A 17,076-nucleotide genomic window follows, 5' to 3' on the forward strand; every position below is an offset into this window, starting at 1 on the left:
TGGAGGGGTTTTCGATGGCGCCAGCGGCCGGGTTCGCGGAGGCGTTTGACTGATGGACGCGGGGACGCCGAGGCGGCCCTGTGCTGGCGGGGCGTCTTCGGCGCGGAGTCGTGCCAGGCGGCGGGGGCGGCGCGGACGCGCACCGCGGCTCCGCGGCCATGAACCGAGGGCGGCGGGGCTGCGATGCGGCCTGGCCCCGTGGAGGCCGGCCCGGAATCGCCTTCGTTGGCGTTCACACGGCCGCTTTCGGGGCCGCGGTCCTCTCGTCGCCCGTGTTCGGCGTGCCGACGGGCTCGATGAGCAGCAGATGAACCTCCTCCTCGGCGACGGGGCGGTGCTCGACGCCGCGCGGCACGACGTAGAGTTCGCCCGGCCCGAGCCGCACGTCGCCGCCGCGGAGTTGGATGGTCAGCCGGCCCTTGAGCACGAGGAAGAGGTCGTCGGTGTCCGGGTGCGAGTGCCAGACGAACTCGCCCTTGGCCTTGACCACCATCACGTCGTGGCCGTTGAAGGCCGCGACGGTCTTCGGGGACCATTGCTCGGAGAACGCGGCGAGCTTCGCTTCGAGGTTGACCTTGTGCATCGGCGTGGGGCTCCTCTGTGCGCCGGATGGTGCCAAGCGGGAGCGCCGCGACCCGGCCCTGCCTCGCAGGCCCCCCATGCCGCATGGCGGGGAACGTTCAAAGCGGGCTTTGAAAAGCGGGGCTGCGGCGGGCGCGCCGCCGCCGGGACACCGGGAGAAGCGCGGCGCTTCGGGGAGAGGACGCCGGGGCAATGGCACCAAGCGGGCCCGTGCGGACGCCCGCGGCCACGCCGCCCGCGCGGCCTGCCCGATGGCGCCTCGCCCGTCACGAAACCCCGGCGGCGTGCGCCCGTTCGCTGCGGCACACCCCCGGCATCGGGGTCCGCACCGCCAGGGACCGCACCCGCCATGCCGCCGACCCGGCGCGCCCTGATGGGCGCCCCCTTGGGCGTCGCCGCGCTCTCGGTCCCCGCCACCGCCGCCGGCTCGTTCCCGCCCGGTTTCTCCTGGGGCTTCGCCGCGTCCTCCGCGCAGACCGAGGGCGACGCGGGCTCGCGCGGGCGTTCGATCTGGGACGACTTCGCCGAGCGCCCAGGCGCGATCCGCGACGGGTCGGCCCCGGCCGAAGGCACGGGCTTCGCACAGCGCTTCGCCGAGGATCTCGGCCTCGCTGCCGGGCGCGGCGGGGCCAATGCCTTCCGCTTCAGCATCGCTTGGCCGCGCGTGCAGCCCGAAGGCGTCGGCGCCCCGAATCCCACGGGCCTCGCCTTCTACGACCGGCTGCTGGACGCGATGCTGGCGCGGGGCCTGGAGCCCTGGCCCACCCTCTACCATTGGGACCTGCCGAGCGCGTTGCAGGCGCGCGGCGGCTGGCCGGAGCGCGACACGGCGCACCGCTTCGCGGACTACGCGGCGTTCGTCGGCCGCCGCTTCGGCGACCGGCTGCGGCGCGCGCTGGTCCTCAACGAGGCGGAGGTCCACGCGATGGAAGGGCATGGGCAGGCGTCGCACGCGCCCGGCCTCGCCTCCCGCGGCGCGTTCTTCGCCGCCGCGCACCACCTCAACCTCGGCCAGGGCTTGGCCGTGCGGGCCTTGCGCGCGGAAGCGCCGCGCACCGCGCTCGGCAGCGCCATGTCGCTGCGGCCGGTGCAGCCGGCCCGGCCCGGCTAGGAAGCGGCGGCGGGGCGCCTGGACGCGCTGTCCAACCAGCTGTTCCTCGACCCGCCCTTCCGCGGCGGCCGCTACCCCGCCGCGCTGGAGGCCGAGTTGGCGCCTTGAGTGCGCGACGGCGACGCCGCGGTGATCGGCGAGCGGCACGACCTGCTGGGCGTCAACTACTACGCCCCGGCGACGGCCGCGGCGGGCGGCCCGTTCGGGGCGCGGTACGCGGACGACCCGGACGACCCGCCGCGCACCCTGATGGGCTTCGTCGTGAAGCCCGAGGCCCTCGCCACGCTGCTGCGCCGGCTGCGGGACGAGTACGGCAACCCGCCGGTCTGGATCACCGAGAACGGCGCCTCCTACGAGGACCCGCCGCCGGACGCGGCGGGGGTGATCCAGGACCCGGCGCGGCGGGCCTATCTGCGCGACCACCTGCTGGCCGCCTCGCGCGCCGCCGCCGAGGGCTGCGACCTGCGCGGCTACTTTTGTTGGACGCTCACGGACAACTGGGAATGGGACAAGGGCTACACCCAGCGCTTCGGCCTCGTCGCCGTGGACCGCGCCGCGGGCGGCCGGCGCTTGCCGAAGGCGAGCCTGGACGCGTTCGGGGCGTGGGCCAGGGCCAACCGATTGGCTTGAGGGTCGGGGCGTCTGCCGGGTGAGGGATTTGAACCCCCGACCTTCGGTTTACAAAACCGCTGCACTGCCGCTGTGCTAACCCGGCGCGCGGCCGGTTGTAGCACGCGGCCGGGCGCGGGAAAACGGACGGGAGGAGCCGGGAAAGACCGAGGACTCGCGGATCGGGCCCGGTTCTTGTTGGCCCTGGATTGCTGGGCTCCTCGCCAGCCAGTCGAGGGTTGAGGGTCGCTGTCCGCGCGGTTCGTGCCGGTGTTTGCGCCGACGACGCCCGTTCTGTACTGCCGTTTTCGTGCCGCCCTTTGCGACCCCGGAGACAGGGGGGCGGCGTACCGGTGATGCGCGCCGGCACGGCAGCCCTACCCGCGGCCCAGCCATGGCGTGCCGACACGCGCAAGCCGACGGCGCGCCTGTGTTGGATCGGCCCGGCGAACGCCGCCCACGGCGTTTCAGAGCGGTTGGGGAGCGGCCGATGCGCGTTCCTGGCCCCCGTGCCGGCCGAAGCGCCCAAGGCGTAGGAAGCCTATGTCGTGCTCCGTCGCGCCGTCGCCGGTGGCGAGGTCGGCCACGGTCTCGCCCACGACGGGGCAGAACTTGTAGCCGTGCCCCGAGCAGGGCGAGGCCAGCACCACCTGCGGGAAACCGGGGTGCCGGTCGAGGACGAAGTGCTCGTCCGGCGTGTTGGTGAACAGGCAGGCCCTCAGCGCCATGGTCGCGCCGGCGCCGCCCGGGAAGTACCGCTCCGCGAAGGCGCGCAACAGGCGCTCGTCCTCCGCGTCCACCTCGCGCCGCGCCGCCTCGGCCGGGCCGCGCTCGCCGCGGTGGCCGTAGCGGCCGAATTTGAAGCCCGGCACCTCCCATTCGGGCAGGCCGTAGTACCGCCCCTCCCCAACCTTCAGGTTGAACACCGGGAAGCGCTCCGGCGCGAACAGCCCGGGTTCCTTGGGCCGCAACCAGGCGAGCACCTGCCGCTCCGGCACCGCCAAGCCGCCCGCGAGCGGCGGCGCGAGGTCGGCCATCCAGGCGCCGGCCGCCAGCACCAAACGCCCGGCCTCGTGGCGGCCCTTGTCCGTCGTGACCGTGACGCCCTCGCCGCCCCCGCGCGCTTCCCAGCCCAGCACCCGCTCCCGCGCCCGGATGTCGGCGCCGGCGGCCATGGCGGCGTTCGCGTGCGCGACGATCGCCCGCTCGCTCAGCACGAAGCCGCCTTCGGGCTGGAACACGGCGCGGTGCGCGGGCGGCAGGCGGTAGCCGGGCCAGCGGGCGTTCACCTCCGCGCCCGTCAGCGCCTCGTGCGGCAGGCCGTGGAGGCGGGCGGAGGCCAGGGCGCCGTTGAAGATGGCGCCGTCCTCCGGGCCGGCGTCCACGGAGCCGGTGATCACCAGCAGCCGCTCGCCGGACGCCGCCTCCAGCTCGCGCCACAACGCGTAGGCGCGGCGGAGCAGGGGCACATAGGCCGGGGCCTCGTAGTAGGGCAAGCGGATGATGCGGGTGACGCCGTGCGATGAGCCCATCGCGTGCGGGATGTCGAAGCGCTCCAGCCCGAGCACCCGCAGCCCGCGCCGGGCCAGGTGCCAGCAGGCGGCGCTCCCCATCCCGCCCACGCCCGCCACGATCACGTCGAAAGCCATGGTCTCGCTGGCCCCCCCCGCGCCGCTTAAGCCGCGCCGCCGCCCCGTCCGGCCCGGTCGTCAGCCGACTTCGATCTCGTCCTCGACCTCGTGCGCGAGGCCGACCTCCCCGATGGTGAGCACCACCTTCGCCTTGACCTTGCCGCCGGCGGGGAGCCGCCCCGCCTTGATGGCCTCGCGGACGGCGTTTTCGATCTCCCGCTGCGAGGTCACGCCGACCACCTTCAGGAACTTGCGCACCGACATGTTGAAGCGGTCTTCGTCCACGGGCCCCTCCTCCGCCGCTGCGGCGGGCGATGAAAGGCCCCGCCGGTCCGGGAAACTTTGCGGGCCGGGCCGCGCGACGCAAAGCCCCAACGGGCGGTTCCCCGCCCGGTCGACACTCAAGGACGCTTGTGCGGCGGCCGGGAACAGGGCACGGTGCGACATCACGAAAACGTGAGGGCACACATGCAGACCCCGACCGCCGCCGCCAACGACGCCGCAGTTCCCGGCGAGCGGGACTTCGCCGGGCTCGACTTGGCCTTTCCCGAGCGGGCGCGCCCGGCCGGCCACGCCCTGGCCGACCTCGTGTTCCAACTCTTGCTGGACCAAGCGGAGCGGGGCGGGGCGGCCGTGGTCCAGCAAGGGCCTGGGCTCGACCGGGTGTGCGTCGTCGGCCGCTTCGACCTGGAAGAGCTCGCGGCCGACCTTGAAACCTTCTTCGACTGAGCCGGCGGCGGCGGACGTGGGGCGCGCCCTGGGGCGCCACGCGGACGAGCGCCGTGCGGACCGTGGCGGCCCCGGAGCTCCGTCGGCCTGTCCAGGAAGCGGCCGTCCAGCCAAGCGCGGATGGCATCGGCACCCGCCCCGGCCGGCGCACCGCCGCCCGAGGCGGGCCAAGGGGATGACGCCGTGAGCGCGACCGCCGGCCGGGATGGCGCCGAACGGGCCGGCAGCGTCACCGACGCCGACCGGCTGACGGCCCTGCGCTTCGCCATCGGCCGCCCCGGATGGCGGGTGGAGGCGCTGACCACGGCGCGCGGCGAAGCCTTCCTCCGCATCACCACGACCGATCAGGGCACCGGCGCCGTGCGCGCTTGGAGCGTGACGCGGACCCGCGAGGGGCTCTTGGTCGGCGACGGGACCTCCGGCGAGCGCCTCCTGGCCGTGCCGGCCATGCGGGAAGCGTTGGTGGAGATCTGGGAGGCCACGGTCGGCGCCGCCGCCGATTGACGGTCCAGGTGGCGGGGCGGCGCCTCGGGCCGGTGCCCGCCCCTTGCGGCGGGGGGCGGCCGTTCGGGAACAGGGTGGTGGCCCCCCCCTTGCGCCGGGCGCCCCGGTTCACACGCCGCGGGCGCCCGCGGCGTGGGCCAAGCGCGCCCCTGCCTCGTAGGCGGCTTCGCGCGCGCGGCGGAACGGCACCGAGCGCGGGTCGGTGGCCGGCAGCGGCAGGTCCGCCTCGCGCAGCGCGCCGAGGACGTGCTCCGCGAGGACGCGGCCGAAGGCAGTGCCCGGCCCGATGCCCCGGCCGTTGTAGCCGCTGAATCCGACGACGTTAGGGGCCAAGCGGTGGAAGCGGGGTAGGTCGTCGGCCGTCATGCCGATGTGCCCGTACCAGCCCGCCTCGAAGGGCGCGTCCCCCGCCTGCGGGAAGAGCCGCCGCAGCACGCGCCGCGCCCAGGCTTCGTGGACGCCCGCGCCGGCGCCCCGGAGCGCGCCCACGCTCCCCACCACCAAACGCCCTGAGCGGTCCATGCGGAAGGAGCTGAGGACCCGCCGCGTGTCCCACGCGCCTTCGCGGCCTGGCAGCACCGATGCCCGGGCGTTGTGGCCGAGCGGCGCCGTGGCGAAGTTGAAGTAGGGGAGTCGGACGATCTCCTCCCGAACCGCCGGCCAGGGCGCGGAGGTGTAGGCGTTAGTGGCGACGACCACCCAATCCGCCGTGACGGAACCGCCGGGTCCCGAAACGCGCCACGCCCCTCCGCCCGCCGCGCGCTCGCACCCGGACACCGGGCTCGCGGTGAAGACGCGCGCCCCGGCATCGAGCGCCGCCCGGGCGAGTCCGCGGGCGTAGGCGAGCGGCTGGACGGTCCCGGCGCGCGCGTCGAACAGCGACCCGGCGTAGGCGCCGGACCCGACGCGCGCCGCCGTCTCCGCCGCCCCGAGCAGCCGCACCGGCGCGCCGCGCGCGGCCCACTGCGCCGCGCGCCCCTCTATGTCGCGCAGCCCCTTGGCGCCGGCCGCGCAATGGAGGGTGCCGGCGCGCTCCGCCTCGCACTCGATCCCGCACCGCTCGACGAGGTCGAAGACGAGGCGCGGCGAGTCGCCGAGCAGGCCGAGGAGGCGCCCGCCGTACTCCTCGCCCAGGCGTGCCACGACGTCGTCCGGCGGCAGCCAGAGCCCGGCGTTGACGAGCCCGACGTTGCGGCCGGAGCCGCCGAAGCCGACCGCGGCGCCTTCCAGCACGGCGACGCGGCAACCGGCCTCGGCGAGCCGCAAGGCGGCGGAAAGGCCGGTGTAGCCCGCGCCGACCACCACGGCGTCCGCGCGCAGGTCGCCTTCCAACGCCGGCGTTTCGGGGGCGGGCGGGGCGGTCCTGTCCCAAAGGCCGTGGGAGCGCGGGTCCGAGGCCGTGGACGGCGGCGCGGCGCGGCGACGGTCGGCTGCGGTGGCCAAGGGCTGCCTCCCGGAGGCGTTTCCCAACGCCGGGACGCGGCGCCTCAAGCCGGTCCGCCCGGGCGGCCCCTGGCGCGGGTTGCCTCCACTGGTCACCCGGAGCGCGGGGCGGGGTCGCCGCCGGCCACGGCGAGCGCGGCGGCCGCTAAGTCGGACAAGGCGGTGCCGACCGACTTGAACAGCGTCACCTCGTCAGCGGCGCGCCGGCCCGCCTCGCCGCGGCAGAGCGCCGCTAGCGTGCCCCGCACAAGCGACCCGGCCGGCAACTCGCCGCAGGTGCCGATGGCCGCCTCCGTGTCCACGAACACCGCCGCCCGCGCGACGGCTTCGCCGTCGGCCTCCCGCATGGCCGCCGTGAACGCGCCCACGAGGTCCAGGTGCTGCCCGGGACGCAGCCAAGCGCCGCGGAGGACGGGTTCGCGCGCCAGCGTGGCGCAGCTCAGGACGTCCGCGCGCCGCGACGCCGCTTCCAGGTCGCGCACGGCCGAGGCCCGGAAACCGGAGGCGTCGAGCTCGCGCGCCAACGCTTTCGCGCTGGCCCCGCTCGGGCTCCAGACCTCCACCTGCGCGAGGCCCGGCAGCGCCGACCGCATGGCGAACGGCAGGAGCCGGCCCACGCGCCCGGCGCCGCACAGCAGCATGCGAGACGCCCCCGCTGGGGCGAGCAGGGAGGCGGCAAGGGCGCTCACCGCCGCCGTTCGCCGGGCCGTCAACTCGTCCCCGTCCAGGAGGGCTGCGGGCCGCCCGGTGGCGGACTCCTGCAGCACGTAGAGCGCGTGCACGGCCGGCAGCCCGGCGCCCGCGTTCGCCGGGTGGACGGTGACGACCTTGGTGCCGAGCCAAGCCGCGTCCCAGGCCGGTTTGAGGAGGAGCGTGGCGCCGCCGGGCAGCGCGTGCACGTGCCGGTCCGGCACCTCGGCCGCGCCGGCCGCGAAGCCGGCGCGCAGGGCCGCGACCAGGGCCGGAAAGGGCAGGGCCGCGGCCGTTTCCGCGGCGCCGAAAACTCTCACGTCCCGGCCCGTCCGGCCGCTCTCACCGCCGTGGGGGGCGGCAGCGGACCGTGCGGCGCGCCGCAGGCACCCGCCGTTGGCCGCGCGCTGGCCCGGGCCGTGACCGCCCCGGACCGGCTCCTCGCCGAGCCCCCTCCCCCTCGTCCCATGGCGCCCTCCCGCCCCGAACCCGCTCGACCGGCGACGGCGCGGCGGCGACCGCCTTCGGTTCCCCCAGAACCGCGCGCCGCGCACCCAGGGGGCCTGCACGGGCCGAGGCCGATGGGATGTGGCCAACCCGGCGGCCGCAGCCGCCGCCGCGCGCTCCCGATGTACCGCAAGGAGCGGAATCGGGGAGGAGGGTGCGGCCATGCGCACCGGCCGCAACGGTCTCGGCGTGCGGCGCACCCAGTTCGCCCACCGCTCCGTCCCCATGAGCGGAACGGCGACTCGGGACACGCGGCCGGGCCCGCCCGGTCCGGCGCCGTCCCGGGGCGATCCGAGTTCGCCCACGGCCGGCGCATCATCCTTGTTGGGGAATGGCGGAGGGGACCGCCGCGCGCCTGCCCGCGCCCCATCCATCCAGCGCCAGGAAAACCGCGGGCGTCGTGTAGAGGGTCAGGAGCTGCGACAACAGCAGCCCGCCGATGATGGCGATCCCGAGCGGCTGGCGCAGCTCCGACCCCGCGCCGGAGGCGAGCGCGAGCGGCACCGCGCCGAACACGGCGGCCAGCGTGGTCATCAGGATCGGCCGGAAGCGCTCGCGGCACGCCTCCAGGATGGCGGCCGCGCCCCCCACGCCCTCGTTCCGCTCGTGCTCCAGCGCGAAGTCCACCATCATGATGGCGTTCTTCTTCACGATGCCCATCAGCAGGATCACGCCGATGAAGGCGATGACGGTGAAGGGCGTGCCGGTGGCGAGCAGCGCCAGCAGCGCGCCGATGCCGGCGGCGGGCAGCGTGGAGATGATGGTGAGCGGGTGCAGCAGGTGCTCGTACAGCACGCCGAGCACGATGTAGATGGCCAGCACCGCCGCCAAGATCAGCAGCGGCTCGTCGCGGGCGAAGGACTGGAAAGCCTTGGCGCCGCCGGCGAACTCCGTCCGCATCCCGGCCGGCAGGCCGACCTCCCGCACCGCCGCCTCCACCGCCGCCGAGGCCGCGCCGAGCGAGACGCCGGGGGCGAGGTTGAAGGTGATGGTCGAGGCGGGGAACTGGCCCTGCTTCGTCACCGCCAGCGGCGCGGCGGCGCGCTCGATCCGGACCAGGGACGAGAGGGGCACCTGCGCGCCGCCGGTGCCGGTGACGTAGATGTCGTCCACCTGCTCAGGGTGCTGCTGCCGGCCAGGTTCGACCTCCAGCACCACGCGGTACTGGTTGCGCGGGCGGTAGATCACCGAGACCTGCCGCTGCGAGAAGGCGCTGTTGAGCGCGGCGTCGATCGCCTGGACGCTGACGCCGAGCCGCGCCGCCGCGTCCCGGTCGATCTCCAGCCGCGTCACCAGCCCGGCCCGTTGCTGGTCGGAGGACACGTCGGAGAGGCCCGGCACGGTGCGCAACCGGTTCACCAGGACCTCCGACCAGGTCGCGAGCCCTTCGAGGTCGGGCGAGAGCAGCACGAACTGGTTGGCCGCGTTGCCGGGGCGGCCGCCGATGCCGATGTCCTGCACCGCGCGCAGGAAGGTCTGGATGCCGGGCACCGCGGCCAGCGGCCGGCGCAGCCGTTCGACCACCTGCGCCGCGCTCGCGTCCGGCCGTTCGGACAGCGGCTTCAGCGAGATGAAGAGCCGCCCTTGGCTGACGGAGGCGTTGAAGTTGCCGCCGCCCACGGAGGAGCTGATGCCGGCCACCGCCGGGTCGCGCAGCAGCACCTGCACCACGCGCTCCTGCAACTCCAGCATGGCCCTGAAGGAGGTGTCCGGCGGGGCCCGCGTGGTGCCGATGACGAGGCCCGTGTCCTGGTCGGGGAAGAAGCCCTTGGGCACGACCGTGTAAAGCCAGACGGTCAGCCCGACGAGGCCGAGCGTCAGCAGCAGCATGGTGCGGCGGAAGCGCAGCGCGTGCCGCAGGCTCCAGAGATAGCCGCGCGTCAGCCCGTCCATCGCCGCCTCGAACGCGCGCGCGAGGCGACCGGGCGGGCGCGGTTCGGCGCGGGCCAGGTGCCCGGCCAGCATGGGGGTCAGGGTGAGGGAGATGACGCCGGAAAGGGCCACGGCGATCGCCAGCGTCGCCGAGAACTCGCGGAACAGCCGCCCGACGATGCCGCCCATGAAGAGCAGCGGGATGAAGACGGCGATCAGCGACACGGTGATGGACACGACGGTGAAGCCGATCTGCCGCGCCCCCACCAGCGCCGCTTGCATGGGCGCCATGCCGCGCTCCATCAGCCGCGACATGTTCTCGATCATGACGATGGCGTCGTCCACGACGAAGCCGACCGAGATGGTCAGCGCCATGAGCGAGAGGTTGTTGAGCGAGTAGCCGAGCAGCCACATCGCCGCGAGCGTGCCGAGCAGGGAGAGCGGCACGGCGGCCCCGGCCGCGGCCACGGCGGAGGGGCGGCGCAGGAACACCGCGACCACCGCGACCACAAGCGCGATCGAGATCAGCAGCGCCTGCTGCACGTCGTGGACGCTGGCGCGGATGGTCTCCGACCGGTCGCGCACCGTGCGCACCTTGAGGCCGGCGGGCAGCCAGCGCTCGAGTTGCGGCACTAGGCGCTGGATGCCGTCCACCACCTCGATGACGTTGGCGTCGGCCTGCTTGAACACGATCACCAGCACGGCCGGCCGGCCGTCGTAGGAGCCGGCCTGGCGCCGGTCGCGCGTGTCGAGCGCGACGCGGGCCACCGAGGACAGGCGGACGACGGCGCCGTTCTGGGACTTCACGATGATGCCGGCGTAGTCCTCCGGCGCGTTGAGCCGGTCGTTCACCGAAACGGCGGCGGACTGCTCCCGCCCGTCGATCAGGCCGGTCGCCTGGGTCACGTTGTTGGCGGCGATCGCCTGGCGGATGGTTTCCATCGAGACGCCGGCCGCCTTGGCGGCGGCGGGGTCCACCGCGACGCGGATGGCCGGTTGCTCGGCGCCGCTGATGACGACCTGGGAGACGCCCGGAACCTGGGCGATGCGCGGCGCGACGACGCTGTCCACGGCGTCGTAGACCGCGCCCGGGGCCACGGTGTCGGACGCCATGGACATGATCAGCACCGGCGCGTCGCCGGGGTTGGCCTTGCGGAAGGTGGGCGGCGTCGGCAATCCGGCCGGCAGGTCGCCGCCGGCGGCGTTGATCGCCGCCTGCACGTCCCGCGCCGCGCCCTCGACGCTGCGCGACAGCTCGAATTGGACGACGATGGAGGTGCTGCCGAGCGAGGAGGTGGAGGTCATCTCCGACACGCCGGCGATGGCGCCCAGCCGCCGCTCCAGCGGCGCCGCGACCGAGGAGGCCATGGTGGCCGGGTCCGCGCCGGGCTGGTTGGCAAAGACGACGATGGTGGGCAGGTCCACGCTCGGCAGCGGCGCCACCGGCAAGGCGAAATAGGCGGCGAGGCCGGCGAGCGCCAAGCCGACCGACAGCAGGGCCGTGGCGATCGGCCGCCGGATGAACGGCTCGGAGATCGACACGGGGCGGCTACTCGGCCGGGTGCCCGGCCGCGGGCGGCCGCGCGCGGCGGCGCCCCAGCCGGGCGAGCCGTTCCCGGCCGCGCTCCATCGCCAGGTAGACCACCGGCGTGGTGTAGAGCGTGACCACCTGGGAGAGCAGCAGGCCGCCGACGACCGAGACGCCGAGCGGCAGCCGCAGCTCCGACCCGGTGCCCCGCTCCAGCACCAGCGGCAGGGCGCCGAGCAGGGCGGCGAGCGTGGTCATCATGATCGGCCGGAAGCGCAGCATGCTCGCCTCGACGATCGCGGCGCGGGCGCCCAGGCCGCGCTCGCGCTGCGCTTCCAGCGCGAAGTCGATCATCATGATGGCGTTCTTCTTCACGATGCCCATCAGCAGCACGATGCCGATGAGCCCGACGACCGAGAGATCGAGGCCGAACAGCATGAGCGCGAGCAGCGCGCCGATCCCGGCCGAGGGCAGCGTGGAGAGGATGGTGACCGGGTGGACCAGGCTCTCGTAGAGCACGCCGAGGACGATGTAGATCACCACCACGGCCGCCAGGATCAGCCAGGGCGCCCCCTGGAGGGAGCGCATGAACTCCGCCGCGTCGCCGGCGAAACCGCCGACGACGGTGTCGGGCATCCCGATCTCGGCCTCCGCCCGCCGGATGGCGGCGACCGCCTGGCCCAGCGAGGCGCCGTGCGCCAGGTCGAAGCCGAGGGTCACGGCGGGGAACTGGCCCTGCTTCGTCACCGTCAGCGGGCCGGCGGCGCGGCCGACGCGCGCGAACTCCGCGAGCGGCACCTGCGCGCTGCCGCCGGGCGGGGCGACCGCGGTGCCCTGCGCCGTCGCCGGCTGCCCGGCGGTGGCCGGGACGCGGAGCTGGGCGATCATGGCGGGGTCGTCCCGCAGCTCCGGGGTCGCCTCCAGCACCACGCGGTACTGGTTGTTCTGGGCGTAGATGGTCGAGATCTGCCGCTGCCCGAAGGCGTTGTAGAGCACGTCGTCGACGGCCTGCATGGTGACGCCGAGGCGCCCCGCGCGGTCCCGGTCCACGTCGAGCGTGACGCGCAGGCCCCCGTCGCGCTGGTCGGAGGAGACGTCGCGCAGCTCCGGCAGCCGCTCCAGCCGCCGTTGCAGCAGCGGCGCCCACCGCGCCAGCTCCGCCGGGTCGGGGGCCATCAGCGTGTACTGGAACTGCGTGCTGCCGGGGCGCGAGCCGATCTGGATGTCCTGCACCGGCTGGAGGTGCACGACCACGCCGGTCAGCGCGTCCAGCCGCGGTTGCAGGCGCGCGACGACGGCGCGGACGTCCTCGGCCCGCTCGTCGCGCGGCCGCAGCACCGCCGCGATGCGTCCGGTGTTCTGGGCCGCGTTCACCACGCCGGCACCGACCACGGAAGTCACCGCGGTGACGGCCGGATCGGCCCGGATCGCTTCGGCGACCTCCCGTTGCAGCGCCGACATGCGGGCGAAGGAGACGTCCTGCGGCGCCTCCACCGTCGCCACGATCTGGCCGGTGTCCTGCGACGGCAGGAAGCCCTTGGGCACCACCACGTAGAGCGCGACCGTGCCGGCGAGCGTCAGCGCCGCCAATGCCAGCATCAGCCCCTCCCGCCGCAACGCCCAGTCGAGGCTGCGGCCGTAGCCCCGGTGCAGGGCGGCGAAGCCCCGCTCGAAGGCGCGCGCGAGGCGGCCGGGCCGGTCGGTCCCGGCCGGCCGCAGCAGCCTGCCGCACATCATGGGCGTCAGCGTCAGGGAGACGAACATGGAGACGACGACCGCGATGGTCAGCGTCAGCGCGAATTCCTGGAACAACCGCCCGACCACCCCCGGCATGAAGAGCAGCGGGATGAAGACCGCGACCAGGGACACGGTGAGGGAAACGACGGTGAAGCCGATCTGCCGCGCCCCTTCGTAGGCCGCGGCGAGCGGCCGCTTCCCGCCCTCGATCAGGCGGACGATGTTCTCGATCATGACGATGGCGTCGTCCACCACGAAGCCGGTGGCGACCGTCAGCGCCATGAGCGAGAGGTTGTCGAGCGAGAAGCCGCAGAGCGCCATCACCCCGAAGGTGCCGACGATGGAGAGCGGCAGGGCGACGCCCGGGATCACGGTGGCGCGCCAGCTCCGGAGGAAGACGTAGATCACCGCCACCACCAGCAGCACCGCCAGGACCAGGGTGAACTGCACGTCGCGCACCGAGGCGCGGATCGTCTCCGTCCGGTCGGCGACCACGGAGAGCCGCGCCCCCTGCGGCAGCGCCCCTTCCAAGGTGCGGAGCTGTTCGCGCAGGTTGGCGACGGTCTCCACGATGTTGGCGCCGGGCTGCCGCTGCACGTCGAGCAGCACGGCGGGCCGGCCGTCGTGCCAAGCGCCGGTCAGCGTGTTCTCCAAACCCTCGACGGCTTGGCCGATGTCCTTCAGCCGCACCGGCGCGCCGTTCCGCCACGCGATGATGAGCTCGGCGAAGTCGCCCGGCTGCCGGATCTGGTCGTTGGCCATGATCGAGGAGGCTTGGCGCGGCCCGTCCACGCTGCCCTTCGGCGCGTTGACGTTGGCGGCCGCGACCGCCGTCCGCACGTCTTCGAGCGACAGGCCGTAGGCGGCGAGCCGCCGCGGGTCGGCCTGCAGCCGCACCGCCGGGCGCATCCTGCCCTGCACCAGCACCCGCCCGACGCCGCCCACCTGGGCGAGCCGCTGCGCCAGCAGCGTGTCCGCGGAGTCGGACAGGCGCGAGATCGGCAGCGTGTCGGAGGTGAGCGCCAGGGTCACGATCGGCGGGTCGGCCGGGTTCACCTTCGAGTAGGTGGGCGGGTAGGGCAGGTTCGCCGGCAAGGTGCCGCGCGCGGCGTTGATCGCCGCCTGCACGTCCTGCGCCGCGTCGTCGATGTCCCGGCCGAGGTTGAATTGCAGGGTGATGCGGCTGGTCCCGGGCCCGCTCACCGAGACGATGTCGTTGAGGCCGGCGATCTGCGCGAGCTGCCGTTCCAGCGACGCCGTGACCAGCAACGCCACGGTTTCGGGCGAGCCGCCGGGCAGGGTGGTCGTCACCTCGATGGTCGGGAAGTCCACCTCCGGCAAGGCGGAGACGGGCAGGCGCAGGTAGCCGAACAGCCCCGCCAGCAACACCGCGACGGCCAGGAGCGAGGTCGCAACCGGGCGGGCGATGAACGGGGCGGAGACGTTCACGTCACGGCCGGGCGGCGTCGGCCGCTTGGCGCGGGCGGCGGCGGGGCTCCGACGGCGGGGCGCCGTCGGGCGTCGGTGGGACGGGGTCGCTCACCGCCACCTGCGCCCCGGGGGTCAGGCGCAGCGCGCCGGAGGTCACCACCTGCTCGCCGGGCCGCACGCCCCCCAACACCACGGCCTCCGCCGCCGTCAGCGGGCCGAGCCGGAGCGGCCGCTGCTCCACCGTGCGGTCGGGCCCCACCACGAAGGCGTAGGCGCCGTCCGGCCCGCGCTGGACCGCGACCAGCGGAACGGTGGTGGCGTCCGGCACCGTATCCACCTGGAGGCGCACCCTGGCGAAGGCGCCGGGCCAGAGCCGCCCGTCCTCGTTCGGGAAGCTCGCCTTCAGCTTCATGGTGCCGGTCTGCGCGTCCACCACGTTGTCGAGCGTCAGCAGCTCGCCCTGCGCCGCGGAACCGCCGCTGGTCTGCGCCTCCACCGGCACGGGGCCGCGGGCGAGCGCCTCCAGCACGCGGGGCAGCTCCTGCTGCGGCAGGGTGAACACCACGGCGATGGGGCGGAGCTGCGCCACGGAAACGATGCCTGTGGCGTCGCCAGCGCGCACCAGGTTGCCCTGGTCCACCAGGCGGAGGCCGACCCGGCCTTCGATCGGCGAGCGGATGGTGGTGAAGGAGAGCTGGGTGCGGGCGCTGTCGATCGCCGCTTGGTCGCCGGCGACCTGCGCCTCGTACTGCGCCACCTGGGCGCGCTGCGTGTCCTGCTGCTGGCGGGACACGCCCTCGTTCCGCGCCAGGGCGGTGTAGCGCTGGAGGTCGAGCCTGGCGTTGGCCAGCAACGCCTCGTCCTGCGCCTTCTTCGCCACCGCCTGGTCAAGCGCCGCTTGGTAGGCGCGCGGGTCGATGCGCGCCAGCAGGTCGCCCTGCTTGACCTCCTGCCCTTCGCGGAAGGCGATCTCGACGAGTTGCCCGTCCACCTGCGCCCGGACGGTGATGGTGTTGAAGGCCTGCACCGTGCCGATGGCGTCGAGCACGATGGGCACGTCCTGCCGCGCCGCCGCCGCGGCCGTGACCGGCACCGGCCCGCCGCCGCCGCGGCCGCCGGCACGGCCCGCCGCCTGCGGCGCAGGCGCGGCATCGCCGCTCCGCGCCCAATACCAAGCCCCGGCCCCCGCGCCGCCGAGCAGCAGGAGGGCAAGGACGATCAGGGCCGGGCGGCGCATGGGCGCTGGGGCACTCCACAAGGATGCGGGGGGTGGTACGGCGCGGGGGGCGGCGCCCCACGGCCGCCCGCGCGGCCGTGATGCCCCCGGGGCTGCCACCCTATATGGGCGCGTTCCAGCCGCCACCCAGGGCGCGGAACAGCGCGACCGCCGCCTGGAAGCGCGCCAGCCGCGCCTCCACCAGCGTGTTGCGGGCGCTGAACAGGGTTTGCTGGGTGGTGAGCAAGGTGACGAGATCGATGGTGCCGGCCCGGAGCTGCGCCTCGCCGATGGCGTAGGCGCGCTCGGCCGTCCGCACCGCCTCGGCCTGCAACCGCTCCTGTTCCGTGGTCCGGCGCAGCGCGACCAGGGCGTTCTCGGTGTCCACCAGGGCGTTGATGATCGCGGCCCGGTAGGCCGCCAGCAGCTCCTCCGCCTGCGCCTCGCTGAGCCGCACCTGCCCCCGCAGCGCGCCACCGCGGAAGATCGGCTGGGTGAGACCGGCGGCGAGGCTGAAGATGGTGGAACCCGGGCGGAGCAGGTTTTCGAACACCACGCTCTGGAAGCCGCCGGAGCCGGTGAGGGTGATCGCGGGCAGGAGCTGGGCGCGCGCCACCACCACGTTGGCGTTGGCGGCGGCGAGGTTCGCTTCGGCGAAGAGCACGTCGGGCCGCCGGACCAGCACCTCCGCCGGCAGGCCGGGGGCCACGGGCGGGATCTTCAGCCGGTTGAAGCCCCCGCCCTCCACCGCCAGCCGCTCCGGCGGCAACGCGACCAGCAAGCCGAGCGAGTTGCGGTTCTGCTCCACCTGCTGTTGCAGCGGCGGGACCAGCGCCCGCTGCTGCGCCGCGATCGTTTCCTGCTGCGCCAGCTCGAGGCCGGTGCCGGTGCCGACGCCGAAGCGCTCCCGGATCACCCGCAGCACCCGCGTTGCGATGTCGAGGTTGCCGCGTTGGATCGCCAACTGCTCCTGCGCCGCCAGCAGGGCGAAGTAGGTGTTGCCCACCGAAGCCTCGGTGGTCAGCGCCACGGTGCCCACGTCGAAGCGGTTGGCGAAGGCGACCTGCTGCGCCGCCTCCAGGTTGGCGCGGTTCTTGCCCCAGAAGTCGATCTCGTAGGCGGCCGAGAGGCTCAGGTTGTTGGAGGAGAAGACGCGCCGGCGGGCGAAGTTGCCGGTTCCGACGAGCGCGCTTTGCTGTCGCACCGCCTGGGCGCCGAGGTCCACGGCCGGCAGCAACGCGGCGCCGACGATCCTGACCTGCGCGTCGGCCTGCCGGACACGGGCGACGGCGGCGGCGATGTCGAAGTTGGCGGCGACCGCGCGCGCCATCAGCGCGTCCAGCTCCGGCGAGCCGAAGCCGCGCCACCAAGCGGGGTCGGGCCACACCGCGGGCACGGCCGCGTCCGCCGCGCGGAGGCGTTCGGGCAGGGCGATGCCGGAGGTGGTCGCCGCCGGCGTCAGCCACCCGCAGCCGCCGAGCACGGC

Annotated in this window: 11 protein-coding genes, 1 tRNA gene and 1 pseudogene; 3 read left to right on the plus strand and 10 right to left on the minus strand. The window is 74.6% G+C overall.

The genetic code is table 11. The annotated features are described in order from the left end of the window. Nucleotides 1-232 precede the first annotated feature (232 nt). A complete protein-coding gene (locus tag ABD067_RS00005; protein WP_343893068.1) occupies nucleotides 233-583 on the minus strand; it encodes a cupin domain-containing protein in 351 nt (116 codons plus the stop codon). A 372-nt stretch (nucleotides 584-955) separates the two neighbouring features. On the opposite strand from ABD067_RS00005, the pseudogene ABD067_RS00010 reads away from it, so the two are divergent. Continuing rightward, a pseudogene (locus ABD067_RS00010) lies at nucleotides 956-2,323 on the plus strand (glycoside hydrolase family 1 protein). A gap of 13 nt (nucleotides 2,324-2,336) precedes the next feature. On the opposite strand, the gene ABD067_RS00015 reads toward ABD067_RS00010, so the two are convergent. From ABD067_RS00015 to ABD067_RS00025, 3 genes are all read right to left on the minus strand, one after another. Next, nucleotides 2,337-2,408, minus strand: a tRNA-Thr gene (locus ABD067_RS00015). Nucleotides 2,409-2,769: 361 nt separating this feature from the next. Then, nucleotides 2,770-3,951, minus strand: a complete 1,182-nt coding sequence (solA, locus tag ABD067_RS00020; protein ID WP_343893069.1) for an N-methyl-L-tryptophan oxidase — start codon at nucleotides 3,949-3,951, stop codon at nucleotides 2,770-2,772. A 60-nt stretch (nucleotides 3,952-4,011) separates the two neighbouring features. Next, nucleotides 4,012-4,218, minus strand: a complete 207-nt coding sequence (locus ABD067_RS00025) for a DUF6494 family protein (RefSeq protein WP_343893070.1) — start codon at nucleotides 4,216-4,218, stop codon at nucleotides 4,012-4,014. A gap of 183 nt (nucleotides 4,219-4,401) precedes the next feature. On the opposite strand from ABD067_RS00025, the gene ABD067_RS00030 reads away from it, so the two are divergent. Then, nucleotides 4,402-4,662 (plus strand): hypothetical protein, encoded by a 261-nt coding sequence (locus ABD067_RS00030; RefSeq protein ID WP_343893071.1) that lies wholly within the window; start codon nucleotides 4,402-4,404, stop codon nucleotides 4,660-4,662. 183 nt (nucleotides 4,663-4,845) lie between these two features. Then, nucleotides 4,846-5,166, plus strand: a complete 321-nt coding sequence (locus ABD067_RS00035) for a hypothetical protein (RefSeq protein WP_343893072.1) — start codon at nucleotides 4,846-4,848, stop codon at nucleotides 5,164-5,166. Nucleotides 5,167-5,274: 108 nt separating this feature from the next. Here ABD067_RS00035 and ABD067_RS00040 read toward each other — a convergent pair whose 3' ends face one another. The 6 genes from ABD067_RS00040 to ABD067_RS00065 all read right to left on the minus strand — a co-directional run. Further along, complete coding sequence (locus ABD067_RS00040; protein WP_343893073.1) at nucleotides 5,275-6,609, minus strand: NAD(P)/FAD-dependent oxidoreductase; 1,335 nt, start codon at nucleotides 6,607-6,609, stop codon at nucleotides 5,275-5,277. 92 nt (nucleotides 6,610-6,701) lie between these two features. Next, nucleotides 6,702-7,619, minus strand: a complete 918-nt coding sequence (locus ABD067_RS00045; RefSeq protein ID WP_343893074.1) for an ornithine cyclodeaminase family protein — start codon at nucleotides 7,617-7,619, stop codon at nucleotides 6,702-6,704. A gap of 502 nt (nucleotides 7,620-8,121) precedes the next feature. Further along, nucleotides 8,122-11,220 carry an efflux RND transporter permease subunit gene (locus tag ABD067_RS00050; RefSeq protein WP_343893075.1) on the minus strand — a complete coding sequence of 1,033 codons (3,099 nt, stop codon included), beginning with the start codon at nucleotides 11,218-11,220 and terminating at the stop codon, nucleotides 8,122-8,124. A gap of 7 nt (nucleotides 11,221-11,227) precedes the next feature. Further along, nucleotides 11,228-14,392, minus strand: coding sequence for an efflux RND transporter permease subunit (locus tag ABD067_RS00055; protein WP_343893077.1), 3,165 nt, complete (start codon nucleotides 14,390-14,392; stop codon nucleotides 11,228-11,230). A gap of 1 nt (nucleotide 14,393) precedes the next feature. Beyond that, on the minus strand, nucleotides 14,394-15,611 hold the full coding sequence (locus ABD067_RS00060) for an efflux RND transporter periplasmic adaptor subunit (protein ID WP_343893078.1): 1,218 nt from the start codon (nucleotides 15,609-15,611) through the stop codon (nucleotides 14,394-14,396). Between the two features lie 100 nt (nucleotides 15,612-15,711). Next, the coding region (locus tag ABD067_RS00065; protein WP_343893079.1) for an efflux transporter outer membrane subunit at nucleotides 15,712-17,076 on the minus strand (1,365 nt) is incomplete at its 5' end.

This window comes from Craurococcus roseus (assembly GCF_039523795.1).
GTDB classification, from domain to species: Bacteria; Pseudomonadota; Alphaproteobacteria; order Acetobacterales; family Acetobacteraceae; genus Craurococcus; species Craurococcus roseus.